Origin of the sequence: Sphingobium trunci (genome assembly GCF_022664535.1) — a bacterium.
Taxonomy (GTDB): domain Bacteria; phylum Pseudomonadota; class Alphaproteobacteria; order Sphingomonadales; family Sphingomonadaceae; genus Sphingobium.
Map to the genome: position 1 here is coordinate 1 of NZ_JAKUJY010000023.1, position 26,172 is coordinate 26,172.

At 60.3% G+C, this 26,172-nt stretch carries 24 protein-coding genes, 1 tRNA gene and 2 pseudogenes; 12 read left to right on the forward strand and 15 right to left on the reverse strand.

The genetic code is table 11. From position 1 onward, the window contains the following. Positions 1 to 100: 100 nt before the first annotated feature. Together MJ601_RS17120 and MJ601_RS17125 are read right to left on the reverse strand one after the other, a co-directional pair. Positions 101 to 162: transfer RNA gene (locus MJ601_RS17120), tRNA-Ser, on the reverse strand. A 131-nt stretch (positions 163 to 293) separates the two neighbouring features. Continuing rightward, positions 294 to 779, reverse strand: a complete 486-nt coding sequence (locus tag MJ601_RS17125) for a recombinase family protein (protein WP_348635597.1) — start codon at positions 777 to 779, stop codon at positions 294 to 296. Positions 780 to 1,123: 344 nt separating this feature from the next. Here MJ601_RS17125 and MJ601_RS17130 point away from each other — a divergent pair, with 344 nt between their 5' ends. Beyond that, positions 1,124 to 2,131 (forward strand): MarR family transcriptional regulator, encoded by a 1,008-nt coding sequence (locus MJ601_RS17130; protein ID WP_242128630.1) that lies wholly within the window; start codon positions 1,124 to 1,126, stop codon positions 2,129 to 2,131. On the opposite strand, the gene MJ601_RS17135 is transcribed toward MJ601_RS17130, so the two are convergent. Both MJ601_RS17135 and MJ601_RS17140 read right to left on the reverse strand, forming a co-directional pair. After that, positions 2,128 to 3,138 carry a ParB/RepB/Spo0J family partition protein gene (locus MJ601_RS17135; RefSeq protein WP_242128632.1) on the reverse strand — a complete coding sequence of 337 codons (1,011 nt, stop codon included), beginning with the start codon at positions 3,136 to 3,138 and terminating at the stop codon, positions 2,128 to 2,130. The two genes, MJ601_RS17130 and MJ601_RS17135, sit on opposite strands and share 4 nt — an antisense overlap. 72 nt (positions 3,139 to 3,210) lie before the next feature. Continuing rightward, complete coding sequence (locus MJ601_RS17140; RefSeq protein ID WP_242128635.1) at positions 3,211 to 4,413, reverse strand: AAA family ATPase; 1,203 nt, start codon at positions 4,411 to 4,413, stop codon at positions 3,211 to 3,213. 1,323 nt (positions 4,414 to 5,736) lie between these two features. Here MJ601_RS17140 and MJ601_RS17145 point away from each other — a divergent pair. From MJ601_RS17145 to MJ601_RS17155, 3 genes are all read left to right on the forward strand, one after another. Next, positions 5,737 to 6,909 carry a replication initiation protein gene (locus MJ601_RS17145; protein WP_242128637.1) on the forward strand — a complete coding sequence of 391 codons (1,173 nt, stop codon included), beginning with the start codon at positions 5,737 to 5,739 and terminating at the stop codon, positions 6,907 to 6,909. A 635-nt stretch (positions 6,910 to 7,544) separates the two neighbouring features. Next, a complete protein-coding gene (locus MJ601_RS17150; protein WP_242128639.1) occupies positions 7,545 to 7,799 on the forward strand; it encodes a FitA-like ribbon-helix-helix domain-containing protein in 255 nt (84 codons plus the stop codon). Then, on the forward strand, positions 7,799 to 8,221 hold the full coding sequence (locus tag MJ601_RS17155; protein WP_242128641.1) for a type II toxin-antitoxin system VapC family toxin: 423 nt from the start codon (positions 7,799 to 7,801) through the stop codon (positions 8,219 to 8,221). The genes MJ601_RS17150 and MJ601_RS17155 overlap by 1 nt, the downstream gene beginning before the upstream one ends. Before the next feature lie 240 nt (positions 8,222 to 8,461). Here the strand turns inward: MJ601_RS17155 and MJ601_RS17160 are convergent, their stop codons facing one another. Together MJ601_RS17160 and MJ601_RS17165 are read right to left on the reverse strand one after the other, a co-directional pair. Continuing rightward, entirely contained in the window at positions 8,462 to 9,118 is a 657-nt protein-coding gene (locus tag MJ601_RS17160) for a B3/B4 domain-containing protein (protein ID WP_242128643.1), read from the reverse strand. Continuing rightward, on the reverse strand, positions 9,115 to 9,834 hold the full coding sequence (locus tag MJ601_RS17165) for a LysR substrate-binding domain-containing protein (protein WP_348635599.1): 720 nt from the start codon (positions 9,832 to 9,834) through the stop codon (positions 9,115 to 9,117). Before MJ601_RS17165 ends, MJ601_RS17160 begins: the two co-directional genes overlap by 4 nt. Positions 9,835 to 10,027: 193 nt before the next feature. On the opposite strand from MJ601_RS17165, the gene MJ601_RS17170 reads away from it, so the two are divergent. Next, complete coding sequence (locus MJ601_RS17170) at positions 10,028 to 10,270, forward strand: hypothetical protein (RefSeq protein ID WP_242128644.1); 243 nt, start codon at positions 10,028 to 10,030, stop codon at positions 10,268 to 10,270. 16 nt (positions 10,271 to 10,286) lie between these two features. Here MJ601_RS17170 and MJ601_RS17175 read toward each other — a convergent pair whose 3' ends face one another. From MJ601_RS17175 to MJ601_RS17185, 3 genes are read right to left on the reverse strand one after another with little or no spacing between them, the layout of a single operon-like run. Next, positions 10,287 to 10,916 carry an Eco29kI family restriction endonuclease gene (locus MJ601_RS17175; RefSeq protein WP_242128646.1) on the reverse strand — a complete coding sequence of 210 codons (630 nt, stop codon included), beginning with the start codon at positions 10,914 to 10,916 and terminating at the stop codon, positions 10,287 to 10,289. Beyond that, positions 10,916 to 12,178: a DNA cytosine methyltransferase gene (locus tag MJ601_RS17180; RefSeq protein ID WP_242128648.1), complete on the reverse strand. Its 1,263-nt coding sequence runs from the start codon at positions 12,176 to 12,178 to the stop codon at positions 10,916 to 10,918. The genes MJ601_RS17175 and MJ601_RS17180 overlap by 1 nt, the downstream gene beginning before the upstream one ends. Then, positions 12,088 to 12,510, reverse strand: a complete 423-nt coding sequence (locus MJ601_RS17185) for a very short patch repair endonuclease (RefSeq protein WP_281061357.1) — start codon at positions 12,508 to 12,510, stop codon at positions 12,088 to 12,090. The genes MJ601_RS17180 and MJ601_RS17185 overlap by 91 nt, the downstream gene beginning before the upstream one ends. Before the next feature lie 320 nt (positions 12,511 to 12,830). Here MJ601_RS17185 and MJ601_RS17190 point away from each other — a divergent pair. Together MJ601_RS17190 and MJ601_RS17195 are read left to right on the forward strand one after the other, a co-directional pair. Beyond that, positions 12,831 to 12,992: pseudogene (locus MJ601_RS17190) on the forward strand (ArdC-like ssDNA-binding domain-containing protein); the annotation flags it as partial. A gap of 647 nt (positions 12,993 to 13,639) precedes the next feature. Then, complete coding sequence (locus MJ601_RS17195) at positions 13,640 to 14,290, forward strand: reverse transcriptase domain-containing protein (RefSeq protein WP_242128652.1); 651 nt, start codon at positions 13,640 to 13,642, stop codon at positions 14,288 to 14,290. A gap of 78 nt (positions 14,291 to 14,368) precedes the next feature. Here MJ601_RS17195 and MJ601_RS17200 read toward each other — a convergent pair. After that, positions 14,369 to 14,575: pseudogene (locus tag MJ601_RS17200) on the reverse strand (ATP-binding protein); the annotation flags it as partial. Positions 14,576 to 14,653: 78 nt separating this feature from the next. Between MJ601_RS17200 and MJ601_RS17205 the strand changes: the two are divergent. Together MJ601_RS17205 and MJ601_RS17210 are read left to right on the forward strand one after the other, a co-directional pair. Continuing rightward, positions 14,654 to 15,841 carry a hypothetical protein gene (locus MJ601_RS17205; RefSeq protein WP_242128654.1) on the forward strand — a complete coding sequence of 396 codons (1,188 nt, stop codon included), beginning with the start codon at positions 14,654 to 14,656 and terminating at the stop codon, positions 15,839 to 15,841. Between the two features lie 105 nt (positions 15,842 to 15,946). Further along, on the forward strand, positions 15,947 to 16,096 hold the full coding sequence (locus MJ601_RS17210) for a type II toxin-antitoxin system Phd/YefM family antitoxin (RefSeq protein ID WP_242128656.1): 150 nt from the start codon (positions 15,947 to 15,949) through the stop codon (positions 16,094 to 16,096). Between the two features lie 641 nt (positions 16,097 to 16,737). On the opposite strand, the gene MJ601_RS17215 is transcribed toward MJ601_RS17210, so the two are convergent. From MJ601_RS17215 to MJ601_RS17225, 3 genes are all read right to left on the reverse strand, one after another. Further along, complete coding sequence (locus MJ601_RS17215; protein WP_242128658.1) at positions 16,738 to 17,055, reverse strand: 2Fe-2S iron-sulfur cluster-binding protein; 318 nt, start codon at positions 17,053 to 17,055, stop codon at positions 16,738 to 16,740. Between the two features lie 447 nt (positions 17,056 to 17,502). Then, the gene (locus tag MJ601_RS17220; RefSeq protein WP_242128660.1) at positions 17,503 to 18,435 is read right to left on the reverse strand and encodes an SDR family NAD(P)-dependent oxidoreductase; all 933 of its coding nucleotides are present in this window, start codon (positions 18,433 to 18,435) and stop codon (positions 17,503 to 17,505) included. Between the two features lie 68 nt (positions 18,436 to 18,503). Further along, positions 18,504 to 20,804, reverse strand: coding sequence for a TonB-dependent receptor (locus tag MJ601_RS17225; RefSeq protein WP_242128662.1), 2,301 nt, complete (start codon positions 20,802 to 20,804; stop codon positions 18,504 to 18,506). Between the two features lie 339 nt (positions 20,805 to 21,143). Here MJ601_RS17225 and MJ601_RS17230 point away from each other — a divergent pair, with 339 nt between their 5' ends. Next, the gene (locus MJ601_RS17230) at positions 21,144 to 22,022 is read left to right on the forward strand and encodes a helix-turn-helix domain-containing protein (protein WP_242128664.1); all 879 of its coding nucleotides are present in this window, start codon (positions 21,144 to 21,146) and stop codon (positions 22,020 to 22,022) included. Between the two features lie 24 nt (positions 22,023 to 22,046). On the opposite strand, the gene MJ601_RS17235 is transcribed toward MJ601_RS17230, so the two are convergent. Continuing rightward, positions 22,047 to 22,820, reverse strand: coding sequence for an SDR family NAD(P)-dependent oxidoreductase (locus tag MJ601_RS17235; RefSeq protein ID WP_245405837.1), 774 nt, complete (start codon positions 22,818 to 22,820; stop codon positions 22,047 to 22,049). 109 nt (positions 22,821 to 22,929) lie between these two features. Further along, entirely contained in the window at positions 22,930 to 23,697 is a 768-nt protein-coding gene (locus MJ601_RS17240) for an alpha/beta fold hydrolase (RefSeq protein WP_242128668.1), read from the reverse strand. A 247-nt stretch (positions 23,698 to 23,944) separates the two neighbouring features. Here MJ601_RS17240 and MJ601_RS17245 point away from each other — a divergent pair, with 247 nt between their 5' ends. Both MJ601_RS17245 and MJ601_RS17250 read left to right on the forward strand, forming a co-directional pair. Then, complete coding sequence (locus MJ601_RS17245; RefSeq protein ID WP_242128670.1) at positions 23,945 to 24,868, forward strand: TauD/TfdA dioxygenase family protein; 924 nt, start codon at positions 23,945 to 23,947, stop codon at positions 24,866 to 24,868. Between the two features lie 15 nt (positions 24,869 to 24,883). Next, positions 24,884 to 26,170, forward strand: coding sequence for a cytochrome P450 (locus tag MJ601_RS17250; RefSeq protein WP_242128672.1), 1,287 nt, complete (start codon positions 24,884 to 24,886; stop codon positions 26,168 to 26,170). Positions 26,171 to 26,172: the final 2 nt, after the last annotated feature.

Consider the following 26,172-nt stretch of genomic DNA (forward strand, 5'->3'; position numbering starts at 1 on the left):
AGGTGGTATCTGCCTGCTCCATCTGAGACGAGCATACCACAGAAAATCCGCAGAAAACAGCCATTTACGAGACTTAATGGCACCTCCCGGGAAAGGAAGATGGTGACCCCTACGGGAATCGAACCCGTGTTTCAGCCGTGAAAGGGCCGATCGCCAGCGGTCACCGCTTCACCGACCCATTTCGGCCGTTCAGCCTCGGATTTTTGCCTCCCAGGTCCGGAGTGGCCGGACCTAGAGTTATCGGTTGAGCTCCTCGGCCATCCGCCCGTTGGGAGCCGGGTGGCGGCCATCGATCAGTTCCTTGAGATAGCGCTCCCGGTGGCCATGGCGAATGTCAGCGATGGCGTGCGCATCCTTGGATTTCCGGGCTTGGCCCCCCGAACGACGGCGGTGGACGAATCGGCTCGGCCGCGCTCACGGATCGGCGTCCGTTCAAACTCTGAAAATGTCCCCAGCATCTGCGTCATCGGCGCGCCTTGCGCGTCGCCGGTATCAATCGGATCATTGATCGACCGGAAACGCGCCTTCTTCTTCCGCGGCGTCTCCATTATCTCCAGCAGATGCGACAGCGGACGCGCGAGGCGATCGATCCTCACCACCAACAGCCTGCCCCCCTCCCCCGCCCGCGCGATGGTCCGTGCAAGCTGGGGCCGCTCCCGACTCGCTCCGCTGGCCTTATCCCCAAAAACCGTCGCACAGCCCGCCGCGCGCGGAGCATCCAGCCGCGCGGCCGTATCCTGCTCGTCCGTCGAGACGCGCGCGTGGCCAAGGATCGCCATCCGCACCCTGAATTTTTCAATCGAGGTCGATTTGTCACAAATAGGGATGACGGGATCAATCGTTCGGTTGCTCTCGCTCTATCGGAAGTGAGACGATCAAGCATGCCTCCCCGCACGAGGAATGGGCGCTTCCCACACGTCCGAACCGTAGATCGATCTCCCGGGCGGCGGGCCGCCTGCACCATGTTGACCTAGATTTCACCGAACCGATACCGAAGGCGGGCCGGGTTGCCATCACGGGCCACATTGACAGACTCCGACAAGGCCGTGGATCCATGAAACAGGCAGGAGAAGCTGCCTATCTCATAGTAGACTGAAAGGGCCTGTTCGGGATAGATTATGGTATGTCCAATGCCATATGTGACCTTTCCCAGCCCCATTGGGATACCAACCTTGCCCAGCTTCTGGTGGAAGCTTGTATCGCGATTACGCGGCTAGACGAACGAATTTCCGCCAGTTCCGTGACGAACGCTTGGCTGTTGCGGGCGAGTTGGAGCGGATATGGGCGGGCTCTTCAGGCTCATGGTATTGAAATTGAGGAAATCGACATTTTTTCACGGGAATGTGGTGTCCCCCTCCCCTCGCGTGCCCCCATCTCAACGGTCGGAGATCCATTTGACGACCTTTCTACCTGGCGACGTCGCTTCCATGACAACGCGCGTCTTCACTGGACCGACAGGCTGACGTTCAGTTTCGATGTGCCGCCCGGCTGGGGCGAACGCCCTGCCCTCCTACGGGCTCTCGAACTGCTGGCGCGAAGCGCACGAGCAAATTCGCACATGGCCGTCTGGCTCGAACTACCCCTCCTCCTCCATAGGATGGGCTTTACCCGCAATCCGCTGCCGATCCTGGTGGCTGGGGACAAGGCCTATCGGCTAGCGCCAAACGATCCTGGAATTGCGAGACGCTTCCTCCGCAAGATGAACAATGCGGCGACTGATGGACTCACCTTGCTCGACGCCATGGAAGTGGACCGGTTGCGTTTCGGTCAGGCGATCGCCGAAGCCCGCCGCCCAGGGAGTCTACCCCTTCTTGCGGCGTTGCTCACGAGCCATCCCGTGGCGAGCCCTACCCGAGTAGCCGAAGAGCTAGGGCTGACGATCTCCGGCGCCGGCAAGCTCCTCAAGCGCGCGGCGAGCTTGGGACTGGTTGTGGAAGCAGAGGCCCGCCACAACTGGCAACTCTACATGCCCTGCGATCTGGCTGTGCGCTTCGGCTTCCGAGCCGCTCCGCGCGGGCGGCCCGCCTCCCCTCCCCCCAATTCCCAGAAGATCGACGAGGCACTTGCTTCTTTCGACGCCGAACTCGCGGCGTTTGAGGAGCGAGTGGCCACGTTCGAGAGCCGGCGCTAGCGCCAAAGCTCCCGTACAAGATTCAGAATAGCGACCTCTGCCTCTTCACGCGATCCGCCGCTCTTCGGCAGCAGAGTGACCGTCACCGCCTTTGGAGTTCGTTTTTCGATCCTTAGCAGCGGCTTGTCATCGGCTCCGTTGATGATTTCAGCCAATCCTGACCTCTTGGGGGAGGCTGACTTGGTGGGGGCTTCGGTAGCGAGGGTCAGCAGCCGTATGATATCAGCCGGCGCCGGAATCTCGCCCCCCCTCCCCCACTCGGCCGCTAGCTCATTCGCTTTCGCGAACACTCTCTCCTTCCGGTCTTCAGGTTTCAGCAACGGCTTGAGCAGCGTCACGTGCCTGATTCTCAGCGCGTGAAGATCAGGGAACGCACGGATCAGTTCGGCGGGCAGGCGGGCAAGATCGAGATACCGGCTCAGCCAACTTTGCGACACGTTGAGACGCTCGGCCATCTGCCCCTGGTGGCCCTCATAATAGTGACCGAGAGCCTTGAGATAATCGCGGGCTCGCTCGATGTCGGAGATATCTTCACGGGCGCGATTCTCGAGGTCGGCAAGGCGGAAGGCCTCCTCGTCCGTGAGCTCGCGCGGTTCGACGAGGAAGCGGAACTCGGGATAGTTGTGCGCGCGCAGCCACGACACACTCCAGTGCCGGCGCGCGCCGCATATCACCTCGAAGTCATAGTCGACCTCGCCTCGAAGGCGGCGCACGACGGCGGGCACCTCCTGCTTTCCCTGAGACTTGAGGCTTTCAATCAGATCGCCGCAACGCTGCTCATTCAGCAGAGCATAATCGCGGTTATGACCGGCCCACATCCTGCACCGAGCCGGATCAACCAGTTCATAGGTGCGCTGCACGATCGAGCCCGAGGCAAGTGCGGCAATCCGGTTCTCGCGCCCGGAAAGGATCGACCCCACTGGGCTCCGCGGCCTTGGTGTATCGGAGATCGCCGGGGTGATCCCCGCAGCCAAACCTTCCGCGAAACTCTTATTCTTGCCACTCATAGCAACCCGCCCTCACTCGCCAATTTCCGCGCTTTCTTCACTATCGAGCGCCGATTTTGCATGCATGCAAAATCAGGCGTGCCCCTCCTGCCGGAGCCTCGCCGCATGGCTCGGCCAGGTCAATCTTATGTCGATCTCGATCTCCGCGTTCACCCCGTCGAGATAGGTGAGGCAACGCTCCCGAACCGATCGGCTGGTGAGCGGCCCGTCGAGCTCGTAAACACTCATCAACCGAGCGGTCGCGTTGTCGATCTCGGCGGAGTCCTTAAGAGGGGTACGGACAATGCTGTGACCATAAAGCGAACGCATGAGGTTCAGCATCTCCTTCTGCATCGACTTACCCTCGTCCACCTTGGACGCGACAAAGCGAAGGAAGCTGAGTCCGGTGGGAAAGCCCATCTCGTGCAGTTGCGCCATAGTCTCTTCCAACATGGTGAGGAAGGCCGCGGTCGAGGAGAAATCCATAACCGTGGGAGGAATCGGCACGACCAGTGAATTCGCCGCCCTGAGAACGGAGAGAGAGATCGCGCCCAGAGCTGGCGGCGGATCAATGACGATCACGTCAAACCGATCCGCGATCGAATTGATCCCTTCGGCAAGACGGTTGAGCAACGTCGACTGGCCGCGCGCCATGCGCCCCGCCAACTCATATTCCGATTGGAACAGCCGTAGATTGGCGGGGATGAGTTCCAGCTGATCGAAGTGGGTCTTGCGGAGTGCGTAGTCCAGCGATCCGATATCGTCGTGCCGCAAAAACGGATAGAGCGTATCGTCCTCGGTCAGATCGAGGTCGGGAACATATCCGAAAAGCGTAGTCGCCGAACCCTGGCTGTCGCAGTCGATCAACGCGACGCGATAGCCCTGGATAGCGAGATATTGAGCAAGGTGGACCGAGACCGTGGACTTACCCACGCCGCCCTTAAAATTCTGTACCGCGATCACGGCGCAAGGATCCTCGTTTGATCGCCATGGCCTGGTGCCGAACAGTCCACGCATGTCATTCAACTGCGCGAGCGTGTAACCGACCCGCCGACCAGTCTCGGTCCGCGGTGGCTCTGGCAGGCGTCCGTCGCGCTCCGCCTCCCTGATCGCCTGCGTGGTCCGCCCAATGAGGTCGGCGGCACGTCCGATCGTAAAGATTGGTTCCCGTCGCTCATTGGCACGCGCGGCTCGCGCATTGTCACGTAGCCGCTCAAGGACGAGGTTTGATCTCGCCGCTAGATCTGAAACCGCGGCGAAACTCGAATCGATTTCGTCGGCCGGAAGGCTTGCCATGAGATGTGCCCTTTTCGAAGATGTCGTGACTATGCTCTGACTTTCGATTTTTTGTCAACGCAGAGCTTATTTTCAAAAGTCGGCGAGCTAAATGGCTGGCGATGTTATCTGGATATTTTCCCTGACCGTTCGGGGGCCATTTAGCCGCGAGACGGGATTTTGCATGCATGCAAAATCGCGATAGCGCCTCGAAAGTTGCTCATTTTCTCCTGTAAGGGCCCAAACGCGCGGGGGCTGACCGCAGAAGAATTCCTGATTGTGAGCTGCCGACCCTTAGAGCACCTGCTTGTGAAAACGGGCCCGATCGCGGAGGATATTTGAAGGCCTGTCCTAGGCCCCGAGCCAAACCTAAAACTTAACCGCCATCCTGACCAATTGGGGGCGTCATTTCGAGTCGCGGGACGGGCCATGGAAGTTCGCGTCCTGACTTCGTGGGGGCCCGGGCCGGACATGAACGATCTCGCGCGGAACGCCGATTTTTGACGGTCACCCGCCGCCCGACGTCGCTCTTGCATGAGAATGGTCACCAAAGGGCTGCTCGGGATCAGGATCAAATTGATGCGAAGCCTTAAGTTCATGGCCCCTGTCGCGATTGGTTTAAATGACAAAGAGAGAGTTGATGCCTTCGTGCAGGCCCATTTGACGTTGACCAGTATGGACTGGAAGAGAGACGACGCCCGCGGCCGAACCGGATTGTCCACGCTGATGATCGGCCGGCCGACGCTGTTGTCGTCACGCCGCGGTCGCGATGGTGCCCATCGCAAGTCCACGGGTCCTTTCGGTGTTCGCCCGTCAGTAGTTTTGGAGGCCTTGCATGCCGTCTGTTACATAGGCACCTAGAAATGCCGAGGCGCGTACCCAACAAAGGCGGTTCTTCGATGTCGATTTGGGACCCCTCCTCTCTCTTGACGTCACGGACCCTTTCCTCACCTTCCTTTCAATTAGAAAAACGCCGACCAGGATGGTCGGGGGGATTCCTGATTCTAGAGATTCTGATTCAAGGACAGCGAATCGCGGCGGAATAACGAGTCGGAGAGCCATATCCTGACCGGACGGGGGAAGTTGCCTGTCCGATTGGGGGCGGATGCCTGACTTTACGGGGGGCGATGCCTGACCTGTTGGAGGCGTTGCCCGCGAGTGCGGCCCAACGGCCCTCTTTGACGCGTATCCACGCACCTGCCCGCGGTTCGACGGGTATGTTTCGCGGACCAATGCCGAAACTCCCCTCCATTTCTCTTACCCTGTCCACTTGGGGGCAGCCTCACAGCCCAACCTGACCTGACTTGACGTCTTGGGTCAGGTCAGGATATTTTGAGATTCGCTATGGATGAGAAAGAACAGGGCGAAATTGAAGAGCGGCCCGCCGTAGCCGCGAATCGCGCGATGCGCGTTGCCGCCGCCCTCGCCAATCGCGATAATGACGAGTTCGCCAAGCCAGGCAAGCTCGTCGAGATTCGCTTTATCAAAGGCCAGTCTCTTAGCCTTACGGCTTCCCGGTTGCTGGCGCTTATGATCCTCGCCGCCGGCGGCGATGCGTGGCGCGATATTCCACACCGGATTCGAAAGGCCGACATAAGGCGAGGGCATAAGGGCAATGAGCGTATTGCCGATATGCTCGAGGAGTTACACCGCACACTCTTCGCGGAGGATGATACCTCATGGCGTGGTCGCCGTGCCACGCGTCGCTTTCCTCTTATCCAAATGTCTCGGGAAGAAGTTGACGAAGAAGGCCATGAGGCCGGTTGGATAGAATGGGAGTTTACTCCCGATGCTCGCCGGCTGATCCAGGAGTCTGAAACCTATGCGGTGCTCAACCGGCAGTCTATTCTGCGCTTTCGCTCCACCTATGCCTTGCGGCTTTACGAGATGGGAGCGCTGCGCATCCATCGCCGGCAGTCGACATGGAAGGGCGATGTCATAGCGCTGCGCGCCGCTCTCGGTATTGATCCAGACGTGTATAAAGATTTTGCGCAGCTCAGGCGCAAGGTTCTTCAGGCCGCGAAGGCGGAAATAGATCAGCTGGCGCATTTCACGATCGAGTGGAAAGAAGTGCGGCAAGGCCGAGCGGTGTCCGAAATCGAGATGCGCTTCATTGCAAAGGATGCGCCGGAACAGATCAGCACCGTGGATGAGTTGGAGAGGCATTCCACGGGTCGCAAGGCTCGCCGGGACGGGCTTGTGGAGAAGATCGTCTCCGGCGAGGACGCGACGGTAAAGAGCGTACCGACTGGTCGAAAAAAGCTTCGCGAAATGGGAAATGGGGGAGGGGAGGATGAGCCGCTGGCGGGCTTTCCCTCGGGCAGTCTACATTATGCATCCTCGATGCTGTTTCGTGACATAGCGCGAAGCCATGGTGGTGGTTGGGACATCGATCTTATCGCGGCGGCTTATCGAGAGCATATGGGCGACCGCCTCGGCAACCTTGGCGGGAACAAGCTGAAACAGTCTTTCACCGGTTTTTGCGAAAGCTACGCATCTCGGCGGGGACGGCCTTAAGCGAATTTTGCATGTATGCAAAATTCGCTCAACCGCCAAACTTTGCCTTGAAATGATGATGCGGCAGATGCCTCACCAGTGCTTCTTACGGTGTTTAGACCGCGCTCTGAACCTCGCGACACTCACGCCCCCAATCGGACAGGTTCATCTCGCAACTCCGATAGGTGCTTGCGCGCGGTACGCGGACTAAACGCCCGCTGCTTAGCAAGACGAGATAAACCACGGCGGAAAAGGGGAGGGGACCGAGCGTTCAGTGGAGCGTCCCTTCGTTCAACCTCCCCGCACATACCGCACTTCACGAGAGTCTCGTCGCGCGGACACATTAGCGACCGACCAAGAGACAATCGCGCGATCCCGACACGAGGAATGGCTTCCGGTCTGTTCACGGATTTGACCCACGCCTGGCCATACTTCAGCGAGCGCACGGCCCGCATATTCGTGCGATGGCAACTCGGAGCTTGTCGCCGATTGAGTGTGAGTTTCGCGAAGGACGGAATGCGTTGATCACCTCCCAGGATGAAAGGGGAGGGGGCATATCCCCGCCGCGCACCATGCTCATCATCAGCTGCCTTGCTGGGATGATAGCAAATTGCTAAAATGATTGCATCGCAATCATTATTGAAAGCTGGAAGCAAATGGCATCCATTACCGTTCGCAATATTCCCGACGAGGTTCACAGGGCGCTACGGGTTCGGGCGGCTCGGCACGGCCGGAGCACGGAAGCCGAAATTCGCTTCATCTTGGAACAAGCGGCGCGTCCGGAGGGCAGGCGCCTTATGGGTGCGGCGCTTTCCGAAACCTGGGGGGCTAATGGGCTGACGGCCGAAGAGACTAGGCTGCTCGAGGGAGCACGGGATCGCGGGCCCACGACGCCCATGAGCTTCGACTGATGATCATTGTCGATACCAATGTCATCTTCGAGATGGCGAGACGGCAACCCTCCATCGCCGTGCGGCGCTGGCTTGACGCGCAACCCTTCGAGATCCTTTATCTGACGACTATTACCATGGCTGAGACGCGGTTCGGGATCATGGCTCTGCCCGCGGGGAAGCGGCGGGACTTTCTTGAAGCAGCCCTTGAGCGGACGGAGCAGCTTTACGCGGGGCGCATCCTGTCATTCGATCAGGACGCGGCACGTCACTATGCCGAGCTTGCCACGCTCGCTCATTCGAAAGGCAAGGGCCTTCGAGCACCCGATGCCTATATCGCGGCGATCGCGGCCGCTAACGGGTTTGTCATCGCAACCCGGGACGTGAGCCCATTCGAGGCCGCGGGACTGAGCGTCATCAATCCCTGGACCAGCACCCATTAATATTTTCGCCCTTCAGAGTAATGGGAATGACAGAGGTTTCACGAGGTGACGCTCTCGCGGACTTATGCCATCCGCATGGGACTTCGCGGCGGGTGTCGATGTCGGTCAGTTCGCGCCAGGAACTGAGCTCCCATATCTAAGGCACCTGGCCGCGCATCAGGTCGAACCTTTCCCGATATTGATCTCGCCGTGACATGGCCATGGCCTACTTTCCGGGAATGGAGAGCAGCGCCCGCTCGGTCACGGATTCAGGGAACAGGCGCCGTAGGCGGTTTTCCAACACGTCCGCCGCCTCGAGCAAAGCCGTTTCGCGCATCGCAGGCAACTCTCCAGTACGAACCACACGCGGCGGGTGTCCGGCCCTATCCGCGTGCGCAGCCCTTGTCGCCAATTCCAGCGTCGGCAAGTGACACCCACGTCGTCACGCCAAATCACCTCGCCTGGCGCCGGATGCTCGGTCATGGGTTCGCCCGAAATGATCGTATCAAACCGTTCGGATCCGTCGGCGATGGTGAGGCGTGGATTGCCAATATAAGCATCGACGTCTTCACCCCCGATCGGGAGCGCGAACGACAGGCTAATCGCATTGTACAGGTCGACGACGGGGCTGATGCTCGCTATCACGCCATCCTTCAGCACCCGTTTGCGCAGTGCCGCGGCCGAGCTGGGTGTCTTGCCCGGCTTCGCCCCGAACCGGACGAACACGTCGTTCCACGCTTTGATGTGATCGTCAGCCCATGTGGGACCACCCGCTTTTACAAAGGCGCAGGCCTCGCCCAATATGTCCGTCGCCATAGGGGCGATTGAAGAGTGGCTCGCTTCGAGGAAGAGACTGACCGCGCGAAAGCCCGGCCCGAGGGCGGTGATGCTCGGATCAATGGAAGGCTGAATGGTCATTGGAATCGGATGCCATAGGTTCCGCCCGAGCTCCACCTCTGGCTATTCCGCCACCTCCAAAACAGGCGTGGAATGTGATTCCGGGGCTGCGCCCGGCCGACTTGGACCGGCGTCAGGCCCTCGCGGGCACGAATTATGTCGATGAGCTGTCGTAGCCCCGGCGGAGGCTGCCGCCTGCTCGGATAGTAGATCATGAAGGATGGTCCCTGGGACGCCCACTCCGGAAGGACGATATCGAGCATCCCCATGCTCACTTCGTCGGTGATCCTGCGCGGGAGGCAATAGGCGAAGCCGGCACCCTCCAGCGCGGCGCCGACCGCCAGTTCGGTTTCGTTGGCACAGACGGGCCCGCGAACCGGCAGTCGGATCATCTCGTCGCCATTGCCAAGCTCCCAATCGAAATGGCTGTTATCCCCGATCCGGGTCTCGACGCACGGAAGCGCGAGCAGATCTTCAGGTTTGGATGGCCTCCCAACCCGTTCGATCAAATCAGGCGAGCCCACGACGACCCAATCTTCGGGTGCCGTGAGTGCGACGCCGACCATGTCAAGCGGCACGCGATCCTCATAACGGACGCCGGCGTCGAAACCGGCCGCCGTAATATCGATCATCCGATCGTCGACGCAGACATCGAGATGAACGCCGGGATATTGTTCGGCGAAGTTGCGCAGCGCGGTGGAGTGGGCCCCTGGGGTCGGACAGAAGTCAGGCGGCAGTTTTGACCATCAGGCGGGCAGTCCGTAGACGGCATTGGGGCCGCTTATTCCATCGGACAGACCGATTGGGCATGGGCGGTTCCACCGCCGCTTCGATGGGCTTCGAGTTTCGTTTCTATGAAGCGGGTGGGCGAGGAAGCGCGCGATCCTTGATCAGTTGGAGAGGGGAGGGGAGGGGGAGCTAGCGGACCTAGTGTTCCGCGGCCCGGCCACGGGAGGTGCGATCAACCTGGGCTTTCTCTGGATCTCCGTGCGCGACGAAGCCGGGCTAGGCGCGACGCGCCTTCATGGATGTGTAAAAGCAGCGACAGATGACCGCGGTATCGAAAAAGATGACCGGCTTCACAAGGTTTGCTGTTTTGCGTCCGCATATGTGGCTAAAGAGATCATGTGCGAGCAATGGTCTTACGAAGGAGATTGCCGCGAAGGTTATTGATCGCGGTTGCCGCCATTTAGATGTCATGGCCGAGGGGATGAGCGGTTAGGAATTCGGAAATTCGCTTTTGAACCTCTTCGGCCGTTTCACTTCTTTCGGCGCATCGTGTAGCCCATGGTCTGCCCTGGTGGAAATGGTCCCAAAGCGGACGAAGGCCACCATAGCGGCCCTTGCCCGGATCATGATTGCCGAATCCATCTAGGGCGATGTTCCATACGGGACGGAAGCGGGCGATCAGTAGGCTTTCACCGAGCGGAATCCAGATATCATCGACAATGAGGTAGCGGATGTCGAAGTCAGCTACCGACAATGAGCGTGAACCCGTTTCAACCTCCTTGATGCTATCGCGGTGATCGGCCAGCCGCTTATAGAGGGCCGTGCCTCTCGCACTGGCAGATAGGCTCACACCCTTTCTTCCGCCTGACGGGATCGCCTTGCCAATATAAATAGGCCATGTCGCTTCGTCCGCGTTCGCTTGCGCTAAAGGCGCATAGCTAGGGTGCGATCCTCTATAATAGAGGACATAGATGCCCGCGCCTTCGAAGGATTGAATATCCGCGAGTGGTTGGACCGGGCTGGCCAACAGCGCGTCCGCCACTGATTTTCCGAGGTTGACCTTGTCGAGCGGGTTGTAAACTTCCGTCATCAAGCGCGACCGGTCTTGCTTGCCGCCGCTTTGAGGTGCGACGCGACCGATTGCGCGATGGCATGGGCCAGGTCGACGGGCACGGCGTTTCCCAACTGCCGCATTGTCTCGGACCATGATCCGTGGAAAATGATTTCATCGGGAAATGTCTGTAGTCTGGCGCTTTCGCGTATCGTGAAATAGCGCACCGAGCCATCGGGGCGACGCAGCATGTTTTCGCCGCCCGGCACGCCGTGTACGCCAGCCTTCAGCGTCTTGGCGGGTTCGTCCAACGGACTGCCCGTGTGGCCAGGATAGCTTCGCGCGCCGGGTTGATAGCGATGATCGGCGAACTCGGATTTCGCCCGAGGCGAAAGTTCGGGGTCGGGGAGGCCGAAAAGCGCGTCGCGCGTCGTTCGCCACGCTTTGGTTGTTGGCCGCGCGTCCAATCGATAGGCGACCGGGGGAAGGCTGGGGCGATCCCGCTTCGCGACCCTGTGCCGATCCCAATAGTCGCCCTTGGCTTGATCCCAAAGCAGTGCCTCGCGGGAATGCGTTTCCTCGGGGAACGACCATTTGACGCCCATGTCCGAGCGGAAGCCAACGAAGAAAACACGCTCGCGCTTTTGCGGCACGCCGAAGTTCGCGGCGTTCAGTACCTTGGGCGGCAATACCTGATAGGAGAGGGCGGAACTGCCGTTGGAGCTGTGATGCTGTTCCAGCCGGGCGCGGTGATCCATCCAGCTTTCGCCCTTCTCGAGGGCGATTTCCGGGTAGGAGAGCTGCAGGAAGATGTAGCTGAAATAGGTCGCGAAGGTTTCTCGCGTCAGCCCCTTCACATTCTCGAAGATGAAAGCGCTGGGCTTCGTTTCGCGAACGACGCGGACGGCCTCGGACCACATATCGCGGTCGTCCTGATGGGCGCGGTGGCGGCCGCCAAGGGAGAAAGGTTGGCAGGGCGGGCCGCCAGTGACCAGATCGAGCTTCCCTTCGAACTTGGTGAACGAGAAATCGCGAATGTCGCCTTCGCGGGGCAGGGGCCATTGGCCCATGCCCGCGTTGCCACGCTTGCGGTTCTCGCGGATCGTGTCGCAGCACCAGCGATCCCATTCGACAACGTCGAGGGTATTGAAGCCAGCGCGCGTGACGCCTAGCCCCAGTCCGCCCGCGCCCGCGAATAGTTCGATCGCCTTCATGTTCGCTCCCCGATGAATCGTATGAGCTTGTTGCCTAATTGTTCTCGTTCGCGCAACTCGCATTCCCACACGATTAGGACTTTCCACCCTATCTCTTCCAGGCGCTCGACCGTAGCCCGGTCGCGCGCCGCGTTCGCCTCAAGCTTGGGTTGCCAGAAATCCAAGCGGCTCTTTGGGAGACGGGCGAGCTTGCAATTCGGATCGGGATGGCGATGCCAAAAGCAGCCGTGTACGAAAATCGCCTTACGACGGGAGCGAAAGACGATGTCCGGCTTTCCGGGTAAATCCTTGGCTTGAAGGCGGTAGCGATAGCCCATCGTGTGCAGCATGCGGCGCACGATCATCTCGGGCTTGGTATCGCGCCCCTTGACGAGCGCCATTCGCGCTCCTCGTTCCGCTGGTGAAAGCGTGTCTGCCATGCCTTTGGGTAGCGTGTAGCGAGGTCATTTCACAAGGGCAGGGGGCGTCCCGCCTTTGGCGGCCGGGCTCTATTCCACTTCGCTTCATGCCATCCTAATCGATGTCTTCGCGCCCTCGGCGTAACGATCCCTGACGCTACACGCCGCCTCCCGGCCCGGACGGTCATGACGCCGTTCGCGCCATGAGATTCGGTTTGTTTGGGCCGCGCGGCGCGGCGGGGTGGGCGTCGGCTTTCTCTAGGCCCGTGCCCTCCGTGCGCCTCTCGCCGCCCACCCCGCCACTCCGGCGGCCGGTGCTGTGAAGGCAGGAGTAAGAGGAAATGAGCGAGGATCATGGATCGTTATATTCCGAGGTGACGGATCGGATCATCACGGAACTGGAGCAAGGGCGCCTGCCATGGGTCCAGCCTTGGGACAGCGCGAAGGCGGCCATTGGCCTACCGCGCAACGCGGGCACTGGTCACCGTTATTCCGGGATCAACGGTGCGCCGTATCGGCGCGAGAAGAAGGAGGAACTGAATGAACAGTCAGGGTCGCTGGTAATGACCTGTGCCCACCGGACTAACCTCGGCCAGAAATGGCTGCGACCTCGAAAGAGGCGGGGGACAACAGCATGTTCGGAAAAGGCCCAAAGCGTCGAAGCCATTTATGGCGCGGCGGGTCAGGGTAAGACGTGCATGGCGAAAGCTATACTGCCTGAACCCCAGTTTGCAGCGACTTACACCGCGAGTGGTGCCGCACAATGGCTGACGCGGCGCTTCGGACGGTCGGAAAGTGCGATATTTATACTTTCCGCGAGTCGGTCCTCCGACGTTGAGAGGCCCGGTCTACCAGCTCGTCCGACGCATCCTCTGTATGGAGGGGCAAGTGAACGAACGGGGCGCCTAAACACGTCGCAACCTCCCTCTCGCGTAAATGCGGGATCGCCTAAACAGGACGGCCTGCCCGGACCTGCATGGCGACGGAGCCGTCATAGTACTCAAATGCCCGGTGTAACGACCGGGACAGTCGCCGGTGGACCGGCGGACGATCGACGCGATAAGCGTGGGGCGACCCGCGTGAAACGCCAACCGGTCGGGGGAAGGACGGCAGCTTCCACGATCCGAACGACTTTGGCGGGGGCGTGCTAATGCTGCCGGGAACCGTCGAAAAGGCAATCGGATCACTCCCGACCGTGGTGCGGTCGGGCCGGCGGGCCAATGGCCTGTTCCGCCTGATGAAAAGTCCGTCCCTCTGGGATCAGGCCTATCTGAAGGTCGCCGCCAACAAGGGGGCGATGACACCGGGCATCGATGGAAGGACGTTCGACGGCTACTCGCCCGAAAAGGTCCGCTCCATCATCGACCGGCTATCGGACGGGTCATACAAACCCGCTGCTGTACGTCGTGTCTTGATACCCAAGTCCGACGGTCGCATGCGACCGCTCGGCATACCGACCACGGAGGACCGTCTCGTCCAGGAAGTGGTCAGGATCGTGCTCAACCAGATCTACGAGCCCATCTTCCATGATGCGAGCCACGGGTTCCGGGAAGGCCGTTCCTGTCACACCGCGCTGAAGACCATCGGCGCGGTCTGGACGGGCGTCAAATGGCTGGTGGACGTTGATGTTGTCAGCTTCTTCGACAACATCGATCATGCCATCCTTCTGCGCCTGCTCGAAAAGCGGATCGAGGATCGTCGCTTCATCGCGTTGATCCGAGGGATGCTCAAGGCGGGTTATATGGAGGACTGGCGCTTCCATCGGACCCTGAGTGGCACCCCGCAAGGCGGTGTCTGTTGATTACCGTTGAGAAGTGACCCGGGATTTCCACCGAGAAGTGACCCGCCTGATGATTATGTTTTAGATGTCATCGGTGGGTCAAGATGCGGGTTTCTCCTTTCTGGGTTTGGCTTGGTGCGCCGAGCTGTTCTTGAACCGGAAGCTGTCGTTCCCGGTTTCCAGGATGTGGCAGTGATGGGTGAGCCGATCGAGGAGCGCGGTAGTCATCTTGGCATCGCCGAAGACGGTGGCCCATTCACTGAAGCTCAGGTTGGTGGTGATGATGACGCTGGTGCGCTCGTACATGCCGCCATTCTCGCCGACGCCTGGCGCCGCTTCCCGGACTTGCCGAACGAGGCCGACCGGGAAGCGAGGGTTGCGCGAATGCGTGACCGGGCCCTCGCGCTGCGTCCCGTCATGGAATCAATGTCCAAAGCCGCCGAGGAGGAGCGACAGGCCCGCAATTTCACTTTCACCGAAACCCGCATCGCCAGCGGCAAAGGCGATGATCTCGATCATGCCATCCTTCGCGCGCGCAGCCTTCATGCCTGTGACTGGGACCGGGCGGTGCGGTACGCGTCAGGGTGGTACGCCGCTACCGCCGGTTGGGAGCCAGAGGTGCGGCGAACGGGATTCGAGACGCCCGCGACCTTGGCTTACGACCAGGGCTTCGCTGACGGCGGCGGCAACCGCGACGACCTGTTCGATACGGCGCGGCGCGCTTACGAAGCAGCTGCAGCACCCGAGGCGCCGCCGGCGCCCACGACCGGGCGGCCGCTGCCCAGCACCTGGCCCAAACCTACCGACGGTCCGCTTCCGGCACGATGGACGCGGCGGCTGCTCATCCTCGGTGCGCCCGAAGCGGGGTGGGTCCGCGAAGGCGTGGCCGACCAGTCCGGGTACGCTCTGCTCCTTCCCACTCTGCGCGCCTGCGGCGGAGCGAAGGAACTCGCCGTTATCGTGATTTCTAGCACCGGATTTCATACGCTCGCGAATACCGGGCGGGATGTGATCGCGATCGAGCCTTTATCCGCCGAAGCCGTTTCGTTCGATCCGCGACTGGAAGACGAGCTCCGCACCCTTCTCGCTGCGCGCGATTTCGACGATATCCTGGTCGCTGCCAATGGGCCCTACCTCGCACTCCTCGACCTGCACGCCGCGGCGCTGCCGCTCTGCCGGATCATGGAGCGGACTCGAAACACCCTGCTGCAGCAGCGCGCCCACTTCAACCTCTGGCTCGGCCGGGGGCTTATGACGGGACAAAGCCTTGGCGCCGGCCACATCCGCTGGGGCAAGGCGGTCAAGGGCCTCACCGGCAAGCTCGGTGAGTTCACGGCTCGCTATGCCGGAAAGCGGCCCAACGGCGGGCACCGCATCGTCATCGAGACGGCGGACGGGCTGCCTGCAACGGGTTATGTGTCGGCCCACGGCGAACCGCTGTCCCCCGAGGCCGTCATCGGCAACCGCGCTCATCTGCGCAAGACCATGGCCGCCCGCCTACGCGCCTTCGGCGGCGCCACGCGTCTCACCGCCAATCATACATCTTGCCTCCGCGACCTTGCCGCGGCCTGATGCCGCCATGCGGTCCTATCCTGTGATATATTCAGGCACGGTCATCGCACCAGCATTCGACATTTATCCTTAAAATCCGTACTTACGGACTCGAGGAACACTATTATGCAGACTGTCAGTTCCGTTGAGGCGTCCAAGGCCTTCGGCCGCATCAGCCGGCAGGCGCTCGTTGCGCCCCTAACCATCACGCACCATGGCCATGATAGCCTCCTGCTGATGTCGGTCGCCGAATATCAGTGGCTCAAAAAAGCGTAACCGTGAGGTCTTAACGCTGACTGAGGTCCCGGAGGAGATCGAAGAAGCTGTCCGGACTGCGCGGGCGCCGGCTGAGGCTGATGCGTCAATCACGAGGTCGAGTCCTGACGAGTGCAAGTCCCTGATCCAGTTCCCGGTCTCGTAATTCGCTATTCCTCTCTGGATGTTGAGAGCCTCGCGGCGTATCCCGGCATCACCCGAACCGATCTGATTCCGAACAGCTCGCGCCGATCAAGCCTGCCCGCGAAGCTGCGACGCTTCCTGGCCTTCCGGTTTCAGTCGGCGTGGCGGGGCGCTTTGCCCACGCTATTTGCAGCATGTGATTCGGCTGTGCGGGACGGAGCCTATTATGGGTCTAACCGGATGAACGGGATGCAAGGCTGTCCGACCGAGGATAAACCTTCCCAACAGGCACCGGATACCAGCGTTGCGGCGCGTCTCTGGGACGTGTCCCAAGATCTGACCAAGCTGAAATTTGGCTGACGCAGGGCCTGTCCGCTTCTTCTCAAACAGACCGGGGTGAGGCGCCGCCGAGCAGGTCAATCTCCCCATTCGAACGAGCGGCATGCTTTCCTCCTCGCCGCCTCCAATACATCAAGTGGGTCGAGTGCATCTATAATAAGTGAACTTGCTGAACGAGATTAATCCTGTGGCGCGATCGTAACCTTCATATGTTCGATCCTGTCATTTAGTGAGATCTGGCAGGAAAGGCGCGAGCGATCCGTTCTATGTTCCGAGCTGTCAAGTAAATCATTCTCGTCATCGGACAACGGAGATATTTTGCTGGCATCGTCAATTTGAATATACACATGACATGTGGCGCAGGAACAGCATCCGCCGCATAAGGCCAGCAACTCATCAAGGCCATTATCCCGGATGGCCTCCATCAGTGAGATGTTGTCGCTAACAATAATCTCGCTGACATTGCCAGATCGGTCCGTAATTTCCAACGTAGTCATGACATTCCTCAAATTATCGTGTTGCAAGACTGGACTATAGAAATTGGAAATCAAAATATATTAAATGAGTCTGTTCTGTCGACGACAAATGTCGATCGTATGGTCAAAGTGCAACAAAATACTGTTTGTGTCCTCTTGATCGGTGCGGCGAGGGGAATCGGTTCAGAACAGTAAGGATCCACCTGGTGGTGCTTCCCGGCCATTCGCACATCAGCGTCACCAAAGCGGAGCGGCGCCGTCCGCGTCGTCCTTGGAAGCGTTCATCGACTGCCTGATGCCGGTCAGCTCGAGGCGCGCACAGTGCATCGCGACATAGTGGCATCGCGTCGACCACGGCTGGCACAAGCGCACCGGAACGTGACGCTGAACATGACCCAGCAGATTGTGGCAATAGCAGCCGAGGATGTTCCTTTGTAACAGACGCGGTATGACACGCATATGAGTGCGTCATACGGCATCGTAACGCGTGATGAGCGCCATGCCACGACCTTCGCCGCTGGTACCGGTATCCAGCCCCGAGCCCGCCACCGTCTCGCGACCCAGGATTGTATCGAAATGATCCCTGATCGCCTCGGGGGTTGGTGTTCGGCTTGTATATCCCTTCGTCTCCGCGACGATAATACGGGTCGTTGTCCCAGCCATGACGCCGAAGATCTCGCCGCTGACGTCGCAGTCCTGATGAGCGAGCCACAGCACGGTCGGCGAGACCAGATCGACATGGAAAGATCCGTCCTCCGCAAAGCGTTCGGCGATGGCTGGGTCGGCCGCATTCGGCCGCGTCATGCCCGCAGGAGCCACGGCGTTCACTGCTATGCCGAATGCCGTCGCTTCTGCCGCGAGCGTCCGAGTCAGACCATGGATAGCAGCTTTTGCGGTCGCATATTCAATCAACCCGTCATTGCCGAGATATCCGACATGCGAACAGGTGTTGACGATACGTCCCGACCCCTGCCTGCACATATGCGGCCAGGCGGCCCGGATGACGTTGATCGACCCCATCACATGGACCTGCCAGATGGACGCGAATGCTTCCTCGCTGCTGTCGATGAAGCTGTGCTTGGGCAGGAAATTGCCAGCGTTGTTGACGACAATATCGATACCGCCAAATTCGTCCAGTGCCTGCGCGATCATGGCTTGCGCGCCCGCCGTCGTCGCGACGCTGTCGAAATTGGCGGTGGCTACGCCGCCCATTTCCTCTATTTCGCTGACGACATCGAGCGCCGGCTGCCGGTCTCCACCTTCACCGCTGAGCGACACGCCGGGATCGTTCACGACTATCTTAGCACCACGCGATGCCAGCAGGTGGGCATAGGCCCGCCCCAGACCCCGGCCGCTCCCGGTAATCAGAGCGACCTTACCGTCCAGTCGCAGCTCAGCCATATGCCGTTACCCAATCTTGTATCGCCGCCGTTACCGTGTTTCCGCAGAGCGGAAACACGGTACACCCTCTAGAATTTGAATCCGACGTCGATCCCATAGGTTCTCGGTGGGGCGGGGGAGGCGATGTTGCCGGCAAAGCCTGCGAGGGTGAGTTGCGTACCGTAATATTTCTCGCCTGCCAGATTCTTTGCCCATAGAGTGACTGTAAAGCGGTCATCGGCACTCGGCGAAAATGCGATGGAGCCGTTCACGATCGTATAGGCGCCCTGTTTCAGGATGTTGTCCGCATCCCAATAGAAACTGTCCGTATAAGCCGCGTTGGCGTTGAAAGTGACCTTGCCGAATGACGCGTCCCAAACATAGTCAAAGCCGCCGTGCAGCCTCCATTTCGGAACTTGGGACAGGCGATTGCCGGACGCATCGCCCAAGACCGGCGGCAGGTTGCCGTAAGGCGGGTTGGGATTGGGGAAGTAGAAGGGAGCGTTGGCGAAATCGACATATTTGGCGTCGAGATAGACGAAACCTGCCTGAATGGTGAGGCCGTCCGCCACCACGGCGCTGCTGTCGAGTTCGACACCTCGCGTCCGGGCTTTTTCGGCGTTGGTGAGGCCCACCGAATTCACGCAATTGTTCGATCCGGGCGGCGTGCAGCTCCTGAAGACGGTGACAACCTGCGGATTTTGAATGTCGTTCTGGAAGATCGCGGCGTTGATGCGCAGTTTCCGGTCGAACAACTCGCTCTTCAGGCCGATTTCGTAGGCCTGGACCGTTTCCGGGCGAGAAGGGTCGCTCGCGAGCGGCAGGGTGTTGAAGGTGCCCGATTTGTAGCCGCGGCTGAACGACACATAGCCCATGACATTCCGACCGAACTTATGGTCGAGCGCAACCTTGTAGGTCAGCTTGTTGAAGGTGAACTCCTTGTCATACTCGCCTCCCGGCAGGGGGAATGTCGTCCCGCCGGGGAAGATCAGGGTCTGATGGCCGACCCCGTGAACCTTGTCCGACGTGTAGCGCAGGCCGAGCGTGATGTTCGTGCCTTCGGGTACGACATGAAAGGTCGCCTGACCGTAGCCCGACAAGGAATTGACCGTCTGCAATCCGTAGAGATCCTGCGCCTCGATGCCACTGGCGGTCAGCGCATCGCCGGTGATGTGGCTCGGCACATATCCTTGTTTCGAATTCAGGTAGAAGCCGCCGACGATCCAGTCGAAACTGCTGCCGCTCCGGGATTTGAGCTGGAGCTCCTGTGAAATCTGGCGGTCATAGGAATGCAAGTCATATGCGAGGAAATTGAACGGCAGATTCTCGCCGTCGGTATAATAAAGTTCGGTCGCCTTGCGGATCGCGCTTATGCTCACGAGGTCGGCAAAGTCGAGGTCCTGCTGAATTTTGAGCGAAACGCCCCAGCCCCGGTGGTTGATGAAATTGTTCTTGGTCGCGATGGAATCGTAGAAGGGCGGCGCGGGAATTTGTTGTGTCGGTCCGTAGCTGGGGAGGGGCGGGGTACCGTTTAACCGTCCCTGGTACAAGCCGTTCGTGACGCCCTGTCCCGTGCGCTGCCGATTGTAGAACGCGGCGAGATGAATGGTCGTGGTATCCGTCAGATCGCCGACGAACTTGCCACGGACGTTGAAGAACTTGTTCTTGTACGTCTCCTGGCCGGACGTCAGATTCTTTCCCCAGCCGTCGCCTTGATGCAACCCGCTTGCGGACACATTGAAGCCGACCCTATCGGTGATCGGCGTGGAGAAATAGATTTGGCCGCTAACCGTATCATAGTTCGCGTAGCCGAGCTTGCCCTGGAACTCCATCTCCGAACCGGGATCTCGAGTGAATACCTGGATGGCGCCGCCGCTCGCGTTGCGGCCAAACAAGGTGCCCTGCGGTCCCTTGAGGACTTCGACTCGCTCGACATTGGCGAGTTCCAGATCGATCGGCGCGAGGCGCGTGTAATACACATCGTCGATGTAGACGGGGACGCTTGCTTCGTTGCCGTTCGTCGTGCCCGAGGGGTTGCCGACGCCGCGCAGGAACGGAACGATGGTTCCCGATCCCTGATTGAGGTTCAGCGAGGAATCCAGCTGTCCGAGCTCGCGTACGGATGCCACACCGCTTTGAGCCAGCGTGTTGCTGTTGAAAGCCGTGACCGCAACGGGGACGTCCTGGAGATTCTGGCCGCGCCGCTGCGCGGTCACGACGATTTCTTCCAGCCTCGTGGTGTCGCGAGCGTTTGATGCTGCCGGGTCCGATGCATCCGCGGCGGACTGGGCATGAGCCGGCACCGCCAGAGCCAGGACGAGGGCGAAGCCGCACACGCCTCGCAGGAGAAAATCGCGTCCGGCAGAAGCCGATTTTATATGAAACCCCATGGTCCTCCCCTTCGGTATGCTCTGAGCTTTTGCTCGACTTTCGACCCGTCATCGCTGGGCCGTTCCGCAACCATTTTAATGACCTAAAAGCGCTACGCGGAGTCGATCTTGTGATCAGAAACGGGCGTGGCTGGTCCATATCAGGTTTGGATATGGCGGGCCGCGCCCGGTCAAACATCCTAAATGGCCGGCGCAATGCGTAAGGGGATCGACTTTCCAAGTGCACCAGGGTGGCGTATCCTGCCGTTCAGGAGAAGATGCTGCGAGAAGTCCGATCGTCGGTCCTGTGGGGGTGGGCGTTCAGAGGCTTATGCGCCATGGGAGTGAGAGGATCGTTCAGTGGAGAGACTGACTGAGAGCCAGGATTTTCAGGAGACCGTGAAGGCCGGAAAGCAATTGAGCGACTTCGCCGTTTCCGTCAGTGATTTTCGATGGAATGCGAGATTTTCGACCCGCTACAGTCCGACCCGCCATTTGCTGGTCACTCGCCTGCATCCCTATCAGGTGGAGATGTTCGGCGCTCTGGGAGGAGAGTCGTCTTTCAGCAGGCTTGGCCCTCTGATCTATTTTCCGGCCGACGTCGAGATTGCAACCCTCGAAACTCCAACGCAGGGAAAATCGCATAACATCGTCTTCGCCTTTTCCAATAACTGGCTGGAAAGGCATGGGTTTTCTTCGATCAACAATTTGGGTGAAAGTCGGCAATGCCTCGACCTTACCAGCGCGTGCCTCACCATGTATCTTCATCGGACGGGCTCCGAATTGCTCAATCCCGGAATGGCCAGCGATTTTCTGCTCAATAGCCTGGCCGAAGCTTTGACGGTGGAACTGCTCAATCACGTAAACCGGTCGACCAGGGACAAGCGTGTGAGATCAACGGGCGGGCGGCTCGACACCGCTGGCCTTCACCGGGTACTGGAGATGGTCGCGCATGACCCGGGTTGCCGCCTGTCTGACCTCGCTGCCGAGTTGGGCTGGAGTGCGGGGCATCTCGGAAAAGCGTTTCGCAACACGACCGGCATTTCCTTGCACAAGCACATCGCACAGGTCCGTATCGGCTGGGCGCAGGAGCTGTTGAAGGCGGAAACGCCCATCAAGCAGGTCGCTTACCGGCTAGGTTTCTCGGGCGTCAGCGCTTTCTCTCGTGCTTATTTCAACGAAACAGGACATCGCCCCAGCGATTGGCGCGATGGCGCCGCGCCGTCTGCGATGCACTGAGGCAGCCTTGCTTCGACGATGGGATCAACGCCCTTTGGTAAAGCCCGAATGCAGCGCCATCTGCCCACCGTCCACCGGGAGCGTGACCCCGGTGATATAGGCTGCGTCATCCGACGCGAGAAACAGGATCGCCTTGGCCTGATCTTCCGGTTCAGCGATCCTGCCGATCGGTATTCGCCCGATACGCTCTGCCATGAAGGTCGGATAGTCCCTCATCGCTTCCTGCACCATGAGGGAGGATGTGGTGCCCGGGGCGACGCAGTTGACCCGAATGCCGTACTCCGCCCATTCGATCGCCAGCGCTTTCGTCATTCCCAACAAGCCATGTTTCGCAATGACATAGCCGATATCACCGGGCAGCGCGACGAGGCCGGCGAGAGACGATACCATCACGATCGCGCCCGACCGGTTGGGGATCATGCTTTCCACCGCCGCGGCCTGCGACCAATGGAACGCGCCGCAGACGTTGACGTCCAGCGAGCGTCCAAGTTCTTTGTAGGTCTCGGGCGACCCCGGCACCGGCAGCCCCGCATTGTTCACCAATAGATCGATCTTGCCGAAACGCGCGACGATATCCCGCGCGCCCTCCTGGACCAGATCGCGATCTGCGATATCGCCGACGCATGCATGGGCCCGACCTCCCGAGGCGGCAATGTCGGCGACGGCCATTTCCGCCGCCTCCCTCCGGATATCGGCGACGATGACGGTGGCCCCTTCCGTAGCGAGCAGGCGGGCCGTGGCCAGGCCGATACCTGACCCGCCGCCGGTGACGACCGCCACCTGATTGGCAAACTTCATTCATCTGTCTCCTGATCGGTGAATCGGACGTTCGACTTAAACGGGATAATGTGCGGCTCTCACTCTGGTTGGCGGGCGGGGGGAGGCGCCATCTGACGATCTTGCGCAATCAGGCGCGACTGCGTTTGTCCTGCCGGTTCGGTCGTTCTGCCAGACCGTCCGCCACGGCGACGAGTGCGCGTGCCAGTTCCTCCGGCGCGCTCAGGAACGGGGAGTGATCGGCGTCTATGGCGATGACGTCCTGTAGCTCGACCTCCGACTGGATCAGCCTCTGTCGTTCCAGGGTCAATGTCCGGTCGTCCGTCAACTCCACATAGATTTTGGGAACTTTGCCCCATCGGGCGAGGGTTATGCCCGCGGGCGTGATCAGCGGCGCGAAAGGTTCGGGGGTGAGGCGGGCGACTGTAAGGCTTGCCTCCTGTGGGTCGGAACGGTTGTACATCAGCGCCAAGACGACGTCCGGCGCCATGGTGAAGGACTTTCCGCTTGGCGCCGCGATGACATGATCGTGCGGCCGCATCGCCATGACCTCAGCTGCCGTACGGCCCCGCGGAACCACGAGGGCGGAAACATAGACGATCGCGGCGACCCTCTCGGGCACCTGCTCCGCCGCTTCGCCGACGATCAAGCCGCCGCGGCTGTGTCCGACCAAGATGACGGGCGAGCCCACCGATTGAATCTCGCGCACCACATCATCCGTCCAGTCCGCCAGGGTGACATTATCGACATGCATTTCTCGGTTGTCGCCCATGCCCGGCAGATCGCGCGCGATCACCCGAAATCCGCTATCTTCGAGCAGTGCGACCACATGGCGCCACACCCAGGCCGGGTGCAGGGCGCCCGCGATCAGCATGAAGACGGGTTTTTCGGTCGGCATGCAGCGTCCTTCTGCGCAGTTGAGCACCGCATGCTAGGAGGGGGTAGCCGAGCAAACCATGCCAATCGCTTTTTCGGATCGACAGACTGTTTGGAAAACGGAAGCCCGTATTAGTTGGCGGTCCGATCGGCCTTCGACCGGCAAGGCCCATGCCCATAGATGATCAGTTAGCCCAGTTTTGGGTAACATGTCTTTCTATCGTCCGGGTCGTCTCTCCTCATAATGGGCGGCCGAAAGGAAAGGCCGCATGCCCATCACATTTACTCCCATCAGGAACGAGACGTTCGTCGCGTCCGTCGACGGTGTGGACCTTCGCAAGCCGCTCGACGCGGAGACGCTTGCCACCGTCATCGAGGGAAGCGACCGCTATGCGGTCCTGGTCTTTCACGATCAGCCGTTGAACAACGAGGAACTGGTGGCCCTTGGCGCTCAACTGGGGCCGCTCGATGTCGGGCTTCAGGAAAAGCTGATGAAGAAGGTGCAGGATCGCTATACCAGCGCGGCGATCAGCGACATTTCCAATGTCGATGCCGCTTCGGGCGATGTTGCCGACCAGGCGCACAAGCAGGCGATCATGAATGTCGGCAACCGCTTCTGGCACAGCGATTCCTCCTATGATCGTCATCCCTATCGCTATTCCATCCTTACCGCGACGACGGCGGCCAGCAAGGGCGGCGCCACCGAATATGCCGACTTACGCAGCGCCTACGATACGCTGGACGACGATACCAAGGCGCTGATCGCCGACCGGACCGCCACCTTCTATTCGCATTTCACCCGCCAATGGCTGGGTATCGAGGATCGGCCGGAAGATCTTCGTGTCTTCCCGCCAGTGCGCTGGCCGTTGGTCCGTACCCATCCCGGCTCGGGGCGCAAGCTGCTGTGGTGCGATAGCAAGGTGTGCGAGATATCGGGCATGTCCATCCCGGAAGGGCGCGCCTTGGCCCATGAGCTGATCGAGCATATCGGCCAGCGCGAGCATGTCTACTCGCACTATTGGAAACCGAACGACGTGGTCCTGTATGACAACAGGTCCGTCCTGCACCGGGGGCGCCGCTTCGACATGCGCGAACGCCGCGAGATGCGTCGGGTCGCCACGGTCGACGATAGCACCGCTCTGTCCCAGGCGCGGTTGGATGTCGTCGCGCCGTTCGCGCGCGACGCGGCCTGACGGGAGGAGTTCGACATGTCTCCCGAGATCAACGCCGACAATATCGACACCTTCTCGAGCAGGATGGCCGACCCGACATTCTGCCACACGCCCGAATATGGCCATATGCTGCGATGGCTCCGGGAAAATGACCCGGTCCGCTGGGCGCAGCCCTGGCCGGATCGCGGCGCGTGGCTGATCGCAAGGCACGCCGACCTCAAGATGATCTACGATCAGCCCAACCTCTTTTCGAGCGAGGCGGCGGGCAACATCATCCCGGCCGATCCGGATTTCCACAAGCATGACCGCGAATCACAGGGCTTCGGTGTCATGGTGTCCAACACCGATCCGCCGCGCCACGGCGATTTGCGCCGGGTGTTCGCCCGCTATTTCTCGGGTCCTCAGGTCGCCAAGCTCGACGGGCAATGCCAGAAGGTGGTCGAAGGCATCCTTGACGAGATGCAGGGCCGCGACACCTTCGATTACGCGATGGAGACCGCCACCCAGGTTCCCGCGCGAATGATCTTCCAGTTGCTCGGCATACCGCGGGAGGACTGGGCGCGTCTGGAAGGCGTGGTCAGCAGCTTCGCCTTCTATTCCGATCCCGAATTCCAACTCGGCGATTCCCCCGGCGCGACGTTTCGGAAAGCGATGGACATCACGTTCGACTATATCGCCAAGCTGGTCGAGCAGCGGAGGCACGACCCGCAGGAAGATCTGTGCACCATCGCCGCGCAGGGCCAGATCGATGGCGAACCGTGGACGGAGCAGGAGGCGGCCTGGGGGGCGTGGCAACTGCTCGCCGCGGGCTTCGAGACATCGCGTAACGTCATTGCAGGCGGATTGCTCGCACTGTTGCAGCACCCCGACCAGATGGCTCTGCTGCGGGCCGATCCCGGCCTGATGAACACAGCGATCGGTGAGATGTTGCGTTGGACGTCGCCCGCCACGACCAATTTGCGGGTCGCGACAGCGGATACGGAAATCGCCGGCCGGAAAATCGCGAAAGGCGACTGGCTGTTTCTGATGATCGATTCCGCGAATCGGGACGAAAGCGTCTTCGCCGATCCCTATCGCTTCGATATCACGCGCAAGATCAACCCTTATCTGACCTTCGGCCACGGAACGCACAACTGCATCGGGCGGATGCTTGCCATGCTGGAGGCCAAGGTGATGCTGCGCAACCTGTTGGCGCGTACCGACCATATCGAGATTGCCGGGCCGCTGGTGTTCGGTGGATCGGTCGCCAAGGGTGTCAAGCACCTGCCGGTGCGGATCGCCTGGAGCCAGGACCACAGGCACAGGATCGGCAACGCCGCCTGATC